Here is a 3949-nt window from a genome sequence, read left to right as displayed (position 1 = left end):
CCTTCTTGGCCGGAGCCTTCTTCACGACCTTCTTGACGGCGACCTTCTTGGCCGGAGCCTTCTTGGCCGGAGCCTTCTTGACAGCCTTCTTCACAGCAGCTTTCCTCACTGCGCCACCGACGGCGCCTCGTTTTACGGCAGGTCCTTCAGACGGGAGTTTCTGTGCGCCGGAGACGATTGCCTTGAATTGCGCACCGGGGCGGAACGCGGGAACAGAGGTGGGCTTCACCCGCACCGTCTCGCCGGTGCGCGGGTTGCGGGCGACGCGCGCGGCACGACTGCGACGCTCGAAGACACCGAAACCTGTGATGGTCACGCTGTCGCCCCTTTGGACAGCGCGAACGATGGCGTCGATCAAATTCTCCACGGCGTCGTTCGCGTGGCGACGATCGGTACCCAGCCTTTCCGTGAGAACTTCAATCAACTCTGCTTTGTTCATTCAATTCCTCCGAAACAGTGGTCCGCCCTGGACCGACTGCACAACACGGTAAACCTTCAAAGCACAGATATCCATGAGCCACGCATTTCTTCGGCAAAATATCCGGAGGAATTCTTCAATCCACTTGTGCCGCTTGAGGGAAATCACGGGAGCCGACAGCTACCCCGTAAGGGCGCCCCTTTCGGTGCACGAGTCGTTCAGGAAGCCGTCGGAATTCGCGGCTTCCATTCCGGGCGCCGCGCTTCGAATGCCTCGATCTGCGACAGTTTGTGCAGCGTGAGGCCGATATCGTCGAGCCCCTCCAGTAGCCGCCAAGCGGTGTAATCGTCAATGGTGAACGGCACCATCGCCGTTCCGCAGGAGATGGTCCGATCATCAAGGTCGACAGTGATTTCCACACCGGGCTGCTGTTCGATCAGTTTCCAGAGCAGTTCGACGTCATCCTGTGCCACTTGCGCGGCCAGCAGTCCCGCCTTGCCGGCGTTGCCGCGGAAGATGTCGGCGAACCGGGGCGAGACGACCACCCGGAAGCCGTAGTCCATCAACGCCCACACGGCATGCTCGCGTGAGGATCCGGTTCCGAAATCGGGTCCGGCCACCAATACCGAACCGCGGTCGTAGGGCGCGAGATTGAGAATGAACGACGGATCCGAACGCCAGGCGGCGAATAAGCCGTCCTCGAAACCCGTTCTGGAGACACGCTTGAGGTACTCCGCCGGGATGATCTGGTCGGTGTCGACGTTGGACCGGCGCAACGGCACACCGATGCCGGTGTGGGTGTGGAACGCTTCCATGGGTTGACTCCTCCTTCGGTTCGGCGGTCGTCAGCCGTGCAGATCGGCAGGCGACGACAGCGTGCCGCGCACGGCGGTGGCCGCGGCGACGGCAGGCGAGACCAGGTGCGTGCGACTGCCCTTGCCCTGCCTGCCTTCGAAATTGCGGTTGGACGTCGACGCGCAGCGCTCCGTGGGCGCCAACTGATCCGGATTCATGCCCAGGCACATCGAGCAGCCGGCCAGTCTCCACTGGGCGCCGGCAGCGGTGAAAACCTCACCCAGGCCCTCGGCTTCGGCCTGGGCGCGCACCTTCATCGAGCCGGGCACGATCAGCATCCGGACGCCGTCGGCGACCCGCCTGCCGCGGAGAACCTCAGCCACCGCGCGCAGATCCTCGATGCGCCCGTTGGTGCAGGAACCGACGAACACCGCGTCGACGCCGATATCGCGCATCGGGGTCCCGGCCCGAAGATCCATGTAGGCCAACGCCTTCTCGGCGGCCTGTCGCTCGTCGTCGCTTCCCATCGACTCCGGATCCGGTACCGCTTCCGACAGCGGCACCCCCTGGCCGGGATTGGTCCCCCAGGTGACGAACGGGCTCAATGTGGTGGCGTCGATGTGGACCTCGGTGTCGAATCGCGCCCCGGGGTCGGTGCGCAGCAGTTCCCACGCCTCGACGGCCCGGTCCCACTGTGCGCCCGCCGGCGCGTAGGGCCGGCCGCGCAGGTATTCGTAGGTGGTCGCATCCGGGGCGACCATTCCGGCGCGGGCCCCGGCTTCGATGCTCATGTTGCAGATCGTCATCCGGCCCTCCATCGACAGCGCCTCGACGGCGCTGCCGCGGTATTCGATGACGTGACCCTGCCCGCCGCCGGTGCCGATCTTCGCGATCACCGCCAGGATGACGTCCTTGGCGGTGACCCCTTGGGGCAACGGGCCGTCGACGGTGACCGCCATCGTCCTGAACGGACGCAACGGCAGTGTCTGGGTTGCCAGCACATGCTCCACCTCGGAAGTGCCGATGCCCATCGCCAGCGCTCCGAAGGCGCCGTGGGTGGAGGTGTGGCTGTCTCCGCAGACGATCGTCATCCCGGGTTGGGTGAGACCCAACTGCGGACCGACCACGTGCACGATGCCCTGCTCCGGATCGCCCATCGGATGCAGACGGACACCGAACTCCGCGCAGTTGCGCCGCAGCGTTTCGACCTGGGTGCGCGAGACCGGGTCGGCGATCGGCTTGTCGATGCCGATCGTCGGAACGTTGTGGTCCTCGGTGGCCAGGGTGAGGTCCGGCCGCCGCACCGGGCGCCCGGCCAGTCGCAGACCGTCGAAGGCCTGCGGACTGGTCACCTCGTGGACGAGGTGGAGGTCGATGTAGATCAGGTCGGGTTCGCGGGCCGCGCCGGCACCCGCACCGGCCGCGACGACGTGGTCCGCCCAGACTTTCTCGGCAAGCGTTCTCGGATTGTCCATCGCTTCAAACTCGCTGTCTCGCTCGCGTGTCATCTCATATAATGAGACGCTATTATCTCGATATGAGACAGGATAGCGGCATCGGCGTGCTGGACAAAGCCGTGGGCGTTCTGCACGCGGTCGCCGGAGCGCCCTGCGGGCTCGCCGAGTTGTGCGAACGGACCGGTATGCCGCGGGCCACCGCCCATCGACTCGCCGCGGGCCTGGAGGTCCACCGGTTGCTGGCCCGGGACACCGCCGGGCGCTGGCGGCTGGGGCCGGCGGTGAGCGAGCTGTCGGCCGCGGTCGGCGATCCTCTGATCGCCGCCGGCGCCGCGGTGCTGCCGGGATTGCGGGAGATCACCGGTGAGAGCGTCCAGTTGTACCGCCGCGAGGGCACGGACCGGGTGTGTGTGGCGGCACTGGAACCTCCTGCGGGCCTTCGCGATACCGTGCCTGTCGGAGCGCGCCTGCCGATGACGGCGGGATCTGCCGCGCGGGTGCTGCTGGCCTACGGCGACGCCGCCGCCCAGCGGGCCCTGCTGCCCGCGGCGGCGTTCACCGAACGAACACTGGCCGAGGTTCGACGCCGCGGGTGGGCCCAGAGTGCGGCCGAACGCGAGCCCGGGGTGGCCAGCGTCTCAGCCCCGGTGCGCGACCGCAACGGCGTGGTGGTCGCGGCGGTGTCGGTCTCCGGGCCGATCGACCGGATGGGCCGGCGTCCCGGCGAGCGGTGGGCGGTCGATCTGCTCTCCGCCGCCGCCGACCTGACCCGGCGGCTCTGAACGTGCACTGACACACTGACTCCCATGGGATCCAAGCAACGCGGTCAGATCGTGATGACAGACGCCGAGATCGCCGAGTTCGTCGCGCGAAGCCGAACCGGAACCCTGGCCACCGTCGGCCCGCGGGGCCAGCCGCACCTGGTGGCGATGTGGTACGGCGTCATCGACGGCGAGATCTGGCTGGAGACCAAGGTCAAGTCCCAGAAGGTGGTCAACATCCGGCGCAACCCCCGGGTCAGTTTCATGATCGAGGCCGGGATGACCTACGACTCACTGATGGGGGTGTCCTTCGAGGGCGTGGCCGAGATCCACGACGACGCGGACACCGCTTTCGCGGTCGGGGTCAGCGTGTGGGAGCGCTACAACGGGCCCTACACAGACGAACTCAGACCGGCGGTGGACCTGATGATGAACAAGCGCGTCGCGGTGCGCATCGTCGCCGACCGGGTGCGGTCCTGGGACCACCACAAGCTCGGTCTTCCCGCCATGCCGGTGGC

At 66.9% G+C, this 3949-nt stretch carries 5 protein-coding genes; 2 read left to right on the top strand and 3 right to left on the bottom strand.

What is annotated here, in order from left to right:
• The 3 genes from ADBZ5U_RS07900 to leuC all read right to left on the bottom strand — a co-directional run.
• Positions 1 to 439 (bottom strand): HU family DNA-binding protein (locus ADBZ5U_RS07900; RefSeq protein WP_526264134.1); only part of this gene is annotated, 439 nt, incomplete at its 3' end.
• A gap of 197 nt (positions 440 to 636) precedes the next feature.
• Entirely contained in the window at positions 637 to 1233 is a 597-nt protein-coding gene (leuD, locus tag ADBZ5U_RS07895; protein ID WP_526264132.1) for a 3-isopropylmalate dehydratase small subunit, read from the bottom strand.
• Positions 1234 to 1263: 30 nt separating this feature from the next.
• Entirely contained in the window at positions 1264 to 2688 is a 1425-nt protein-coding gene (gene leuC, locus ADBZ5U_RS07890) for a 3-isopropylmalate dehydratase large subunit (RefSeq protein WP_526264130.1), read from the bottom strand.
• A gap of 62 nt (positions 2689 to 2750) precedes the next feature.
• On the opposite strand from leuC, the gene ADBZ5U_RS07885 reads away from it, so the two are divergent.
• Positions 2751 to 3452, top strand: coding sequence for an IclR family transcriptional regulator (locus ADBZ5U_RS07885; protein ID WP_526264128.1), 702 nt, complete (start codon positions 2751 to 2753; stop codon positions 3450 to 3452).
• Positions 3453 to 3476: 24 nt separating this feature from the next.
• Positions 3477 to 3949: pyridoxamine 5'-phosphate oxidase family protein (locus ADBZ5U_RS07880; protein WP_526264126.1), on the top strand; the 473-nt coding region annotated here is incomplete at its 3' end.

The sequence above is a fragment of the Mycobacterium sp. genome, from assembly GCF_040398885.1.
Classification (GTDB): Bacteria; Actinomycetota; Actinomycetes; order Mycobacteriales; family Mycobacteriaceae; genus Mycobacterium.
Note: the sequence above shows the minus strand (reverse complement) of the source record. Positions and strands in the feature narration are given on the sequence as shown.

Excerpts from the sequence above, each read along its gene's own strand:
- leuD (WP_526264132.1), bottom strand. The coding sequence starts at position 1,233 with ATGGAAGCGTTCCACACCCACACCGGCATCGGTGTGCCGTTGCGCCGG.
- ADBZ5U_RS07885 (WP_526264128.1), top strand. The coding sequence starts at position 2,751 with ATGAGACAGGATAGCGGCATCGGCGTGCTGGACAAAGCCGTGGGCGTT.
- leuC (WP_526264130.1), bottom strand. The coding sequence starts at position 2,688 with ATGGACAATCCGAGAACGCTTGCCGAGAAAGTCTGGGCGGACCACGTC.